At 39.8% G+C, this 4649-nt stretch carries 6 protein-coding genes and 1 tRNA gene; all 7 read right to left on the bottom strand.

Annotation, left to right across the window (positions count from 1 at the left end; genetic code table 11):
* Window positions 1-21: 21 nt before the first annotated feature.
* A tRNA-Thr gene (locus tag VB714_RS14660) sits at window positions 22-94 on the bottom strand.
* A gap of 145 nt (window positions 95-239) precedes the next feature.
* Window positions 240-1196 (bottom strand): homoserine kinase, encoded by a 957-nt coding sequence (gene thrB, locus VB714_RS14655; protein ID WP_323225354.1) that lies wholly within the window; start codon window positions 1194-1196, stop codon window positions 240-242.
* A gap of 5 nt (window positions 1197-1201) precedes the next feature.
* Window positions 1202-2347 carry a hypothetical protein gene (locus tag VB714_RS14650; protein ID WP_323225353.1) on the bottom strand — a complete coding sequence of 382 codons (1146 nt, stop codon included), beginning with the start codon at window positions 2345-2347 and terminating at the stop codon, window positions 1202-1204.
* A gap of 115 nt (window positions 2348-2462) precedes the next feature.
* Window positions 2463-2615, bottom strand: a complete 153-nt coding sequence (locus VB714_RS14645; protein ID WP_323225352.1) for a DUF5989 family protein — start codon at window positions 2613-2615, stop codon at window positions 2463-2465.
* On the bottom strand, window positions 2615-3019 hold the full coding sequence (locus VB714_RS14640) for an SxtJ family membrane protein (RefSeq protein ID WP_323225351.1): 405 nt from the start codon (window positions 3017-3019) through the stop codon (window positions 2615-2617). The genes VB714_RS14645 and VB714_RS14640 overlap by 1 nt, the downstream gene beginning before the upstream one ends.
* A 23-nt stretch (window positions 3020-3042) precedes the next feature.
* Complete coding sequence (locus tag VB714_RS14635; RefSeq protein WP_323225349.1) at window positions 3043-3786, bottom strand: phytochelatin synthase family protein; 744 nt, start codon at window positions 3784-3786, stop codon at window positions 3043-3045.
* Window positions 3787-3854: 68 nt separating this feature from the next.
* Window positions 3855-4649, bottom strand: a 795-nt coding sequence (locus VB714_RS14630) for a carbamoyltransferase C-terminal domain-containing protein (protein ID WP_323225348.1), incomplete at its 5' end; no start/stop codon positions are given.

Here is a 4649-nt window from a genome sequence, read left to right as displayed (position 1 = left end):
GTTTATCTATAATGGTAGGAAGGCTTCTGACAGGACTTGAACCTGCAACCCCCTCATTACAAGTGAGGTGCTCTACCAATTGAGCTACAGAAGCATGACAATAGTTACATCACCATACAAATAATAGGTTTTGTTTGGATTATAACTCTTCTTGCAATACTAGATGATAGTGTAGCAAATTCGAGCGGATTTTGGGAAGTGCAATCTCAAAAAACAATCTCATCTACTTTTCTAAATTTCTACCGCATCCGACGAGTAACCATTTCTCGGCGACTCCTGGCCCCGTTTGTATCAATGTTCAGAGGACGCGCTTGTGCGTTAATTCCTTCCCCATTCCATGCTTCTGACATAGCAGCAGCAACTTCTTTTGCTTTCTGAAAATGGGTTAAAGCGAGTAAAGAAGGACCAGCCCCACTAATCACCATACCATAAGCACCAGCTTCTATGGCCGCTTTTTGTACTGCTTTATAACCTGGAATCAAAATTTGACGATAAGGTTGATGAATTTTATCTTGTAGTGCCGTCCGCAACCATTTTTCATCTCCTTTTTCTAACCCTCTTAGAAGTAATCCCATACGAGAAATATTAAAAATTGCATCACTGCGACTGACTTCAAGGGGAAGAACCGATCGCGCTTTTTCGGTTGACAGGGTAAAATTGGGTACTGCGATCGTAGGAATAATGCTTTCATGCCAAGGAATATCGCAAATTTGCCAACTCATACCGAGTTCGTTTTGACTAGCGGTAGCAAGGCGACATCCTCCTAATAAGGCGGGGACAATATTATCGGGATGTCCTTCAATGGCGATCGCCAATTGCAAAATCTCGATATCACTTAAAGGTGTTCCCGCCAATTGATTTGCTCCCAATAGTCCCCCGATAATTGCAGTGGCAGAACTCCCTAAGCCTCGTGCCAAGGGGATACTCATTTTGAGGGTAATCTCTACAGAAGGCGGATCTTGGTCGAGGTGTTCGTAAAGTTTCGTAAATGCTTGATAAACTAAATTTGTTTTATCTTTACTGATTAAAGAAGAGTGAGTACCGGGTACATTGATTTTAACAGGTGGCGCGTCGGGTTCTTCCAGACAGATAAACTCAAATTGATTGTATAAGGTTAAAGCAACACCGATACAATCAAAACCGGGGCCGAGATTGGCAGTAGTTGCGGGAACAGTGACAGAGGCGACTAGAGGCATTCAAGTTAAGGGGATGGGGAAACGCGATCGGCAATAAATGTTTGAAAAGATTTTGAGTCTTTTATTTTATCATAAATGATATCTCTGACCAAAATAGACTCGGATTTTTGATAATGTCCGCCACTATAATTTTTTCCGGCTTTGTTTCCTGCTAAAAAATAAGGGCGGGTATTCAAAGAATTTACTTCATTTTCTAAGATAAATTGCCGGAAGACTTTTTCTCCATAGCTTGTATGATTGGGGTTTTCAACTTCTGGGTTACTGGCAAGGTATGTCAAGAGAAAATCAGCCTTTTCTTGTCGAGCAATTTCTTGCATTTCTAGAAAAACTTTACTTGGTAATTGATAATTTACTTCTCGGCAAGAAATGGACAAGTTATAAACAACATCATCGAGTTTTAGGACTGGAATTGTCGTCCATTTTAATTCTCGTTTAATTTCTTGATATGTTTCTTCTAAACTACCAATGGGAGTATTTTTTACAATCAATTCATCTCCTTTGATTTTTAATATTGGCTTTTTATAATCTCTGAAGTCAAAGCGCATCCGAAAAATATCGTCAGAAATGAAAGCAGCAATTACGAGATCGGGTTGATAAGTTTTGATTGTTTCTTTTAAGGTAATATAAATTTGGTCTAATCCATAGCCGCCGACTCCTAAGTTAATAATATTTAATCGTTGGTCTTTGGCTTGCAAAAGATTTGTCCACAGAAAAGAATCATCGGTATCAATGCCAAAAGTATAGGAGTCTCCCACCACTAAAACTGTATACTGTTCTGGGTTTGGTTTATAATCTTTTAAGGCACGATGACCTTGTTGATTGGTTGTATACTTAATATTATCAATAGTAACAGATAGATTGGGTCTAGGAGTCCAGCCGCGAGTAGTATGGGTATCGTGTAATCTGGCATCGCGAATGAGTCCGCGATCGCTTTCATAGCGTTTGATAAATTGAGATTTCCACCAATAAGAACCACAGGCACTATCGCCGAATTTATCGCGATCGGATACTTTATATAAGTTATTGAATCCTGACAAATTTTGCAAAGGTTTGAGACTAGAAAATTGGAAAGCAATTTCTAGGAAAACTAATGTAATCAGACCGATCGCAGTGTAACTTTTAAGGGTAATAAGAAATTGTTTTAATTTCATGGGCGATCGCCAATCTAAAAATTTTGATTTTGGAGAAAAATTTCCTGCAAAAAGGAGACAGGATAATACACGCTGTTAATTTATCATACTCGGTCAATTTTTCTGCAAACTTAATTCAAAACAGCGTGTAAATAAAAGGCGCGATCGCGGATCCTTGAGTAAAGACAATTAATGCTCCTAATAATACCAAAGTAATAATTAAAGGCGCAAGCCAATATTTTTTGCGTTCTTTTAAAAAGCCCCAAAGGTCTTGAATTAAATCTAGCATTAGTAAGGATTCTCCATGCTTTCTCGGCTGCGTTTTTGGCTGCTAACGCGATAAGTTTCCGCTTGGCGATCGCATTTCCTCGCCATTGGATCTCGCTGCATCAGACGCATTATAAACCCCATTGGGGTAACGATCGCAAAAAAGATAATTCCCAGAATAATACGAGAATTGATCCAAGCGAGAATTTCGGCAATTTTCATCCATATTTTATAGACAGGTTGGAGAGAAGGAGGAAAGGCGATCGCCAGAAACCAAAATACTCCCCCCAATATCCAAGGTAATATGGGAAAACCATGACCCCACAACCAAGGCAAAATTAAGCCAAAGAGAAGCGGAATAAATGTTCCCAAAAGCATTCCAAATTGGCGCATTTCTTTTTTCTTTTGGCTCAATTCTAAAGTCATTATTGTTAACTCAAAAGAGATTATTACTTGCTAATTAAAACAAAGCCGCGCGTTTTTCCTGATGTCGAATCAATGGTATTGGTAGAATGCCAAAGTTCCTCGACACTGACCCAAATAGGGGGATATTTGTATCGCGCAACATCGAGAATGAGGAAGCGATCGCTTTCTTCATTGTAAGCTGCGATGGGGGAAATATGGCCGCCTCTTTCTTGACCAATTTCGCTGCGAAGATAATTCACTAAAACAAAATTATCGGGTTGTCCTAAATTAGTAATAATGCGCTGGCGAAATTCTGCCAAGGAGATTTCTCCACCATGATAAGTGTTGGTATCAAGTCCATAACTTTGCAAAAATCCTGTCAATTCTGCCAAAGTCATTCCCTGCTGCATCACTGTTTCTTTGGGAAGCACTGCTTGGGTTTTGGGATTATTGAAAAAGTTCTCTTGGGTAAAGACTCGATAGGTGTTATATTCGGGTGCTTCTGGGGCTTCAATTCCTAAAGCATTGAGAACCATAATCATACTAGCAACCCCACAATAAGCCAGATTATCTTGACTGACAAACTGCACGCTAAGAGGGAGATAATCGCGCCTTGCTTGACTTGCAAACAGTAAACTTTCTCCTTCTGGAGAATCCAAATTAATGAGATTTTCCGTGAGAGGAAGAGTTTGCGCGATCGCCTCTCCTCCTAGGAAACAAGCAAAGAAAAAGGAGAGTTTACTAGCATTTAAAGCAAATTGAGTTAAGGGAATTTTAGGAAAGATCATGATTTATCAGAGTGTAATGTTTAGATTCGGGTTTTTTGAAATTTAAGGATATCGTAGCAAAAATTTTCTTAATCTAACTCAAATTCATCTCGCCACGACTCGTTTTTTTGCCATTGAGGTTGGTCGGGTTTTGCTAGTAAGAAGTTTTCTAGAACTAAATAGTCCATTTCTGTTCGCATGAAACAGCGATAGGCATCTTCAGGAGTACAAACGATGGGTTCCCCTCGAACATTAAAAGACGTATTCACCAAAACACCGCACCCCGTTTTGGCTTCAAAATGACTCAGGAGATCGTAATAGCGAGGATTGGTTTCTTTGTGTACGGTTTGTACTCTTGCAGAATAGTCTACATGAGTAATAGCAGGAAGGGTAGAACGAGGAATATTTAACTTTTCGATCCCAAATAGTTGTTGCTGTTCTTCTGTCATGGGAGAATGTAATTCTTCTCGCACAGGGGCAACTAATAACATATAAGGACTCTGGCGATCCAAAGCAAAATAATCGGAAACTCGTTCCGCTAAAACCGAGGGTGCAAAAGGACGAAAAGACTCGCGATATTTAATTTTTAAATTCATGGTAGACTGCATTTCGGTATTGCGAGGATCGCCAATAATAGAGCGATTTCCGAGGGCGCGGGGACCGAATTCCATGGGACCTTGAAACCAACCCACTACATTTCCTTTAGCTAAAATATCTGCCAATTCTGGCATTAATTCCTCATCATTAAGAGTCTTATATTTTGCCCCCACATCATCGAGATATTGACGAATTTCCTCATTGCTAAAATGCGGTCCCAAATAAGACCCTTGCATCGTGTCGGTAGTGGAAACTTGACGAGGGCGATCGCAATACTGATGCCAGAT

It is taken from the genome of Spirulina sp. 06S082 (assembly GCF_034932145.1).
In the GTDB taxonomy this organism is placed as follows: Bacteria; Cyanobacteriota; Cyanobacteriia; order Cyanobacteriales; family Spirulinaceae; genus CCY15215.
The sequence above is the reverse complement of the archived record's forward strand: the minus strand, read 5'-3'. Positions and strand labels throughout refer to the sequence as shown.